Below are 735 nucleotides of genomic sequence, written 5' to 3'. Positions count from 1 at the left end.
CATATCGACCTTTATGGTGATGGTAGATATCACGGATACGCTGTTTAAGATCGGCATATTTATCTTTACTACTCAGACTAGCCCTATGATAGTAGAAACTACTCCTTGCAAGCTTTGCTATGGTGAGTAAATCAGATAACGCGTACTGCGGTCTCAATCCTTCGATGAGCCTTGCTTTTTGACTGCTTGTTCCTTCTCCCAAAGCCGTGCATCGAGCTTTTTTAGATAAGCATTCTCCGCTCGTAGATACTGCAGTTCACGTTTGAGCTCTGCTGGCGTCTTTTCATTATCGGGTTTGTCTGTGATAGGAGAGGTCATGGTGCTACTACCTTTATATTTGGATGTGAGTCCAGACATACCGTAGAGGCGATAGGCTTTATGCCAATGACTGATGAGCGCAGGTGAGCTGATGTGAAATTTAAGAGCGGTTTCAGATTGGCTTAATCCTTCTGCTAACATCATAGCGATCACTTTATACTTAAAGTCGCTACTGTATTTAGCTTTACCAGTTTTAGGTTTGATGGCGTTTATACCACCGCTTTGATATTGCTGAACCCACTTAAATACCATCTTGTCATCAAGTCCAAATTTCTCACCTGTAGCACCTCCGCTATGTCCTTGCTTGTAGTATGCTATGACTTTGATCTTAAAGTCTAGATCGTAACGCATAAAAATACCCCCAAAAGTTGTGTCCAACTTATGGGGGTCAGTTCAATATTAAGAGCGGTTTTTTAT

Annotated in this window: 1 protein-coding gene; it reads right to left on the bottom strand. The window is 41.8% G+C overall.

All coding sequences use genetic code 11. The features are described from left to right. Nucleotides 1-153: 153 nt before the first annotated feature. A complete protein-coding gene (locus tag JFC07_RS13035) occupies nucleotides 154-669 on the bottom strand; it encodes a helix-turn-helix domain-containing protein (protein ID WP_198329227.1) in 516 nt (171 codons plus the stop codon). Nucleotides 670-735: the final 66 nt, after the last annotated feature.

Source organism: Psychrobacter faecalis (assembly GCF_016107575.1).
Classification (GTDB): Bacteria; Pseudomonadota; Gammaproteobacteria; order Pseudomonadales; family Moraxellaceae; genus Psychrobacter; species Psychrobacter faecalis.
The sequence above is the reverse complement of the archived record's forward strand: the minus strand, read 5'-3'. Positions and strand labels throughout refer to the sequence as shown.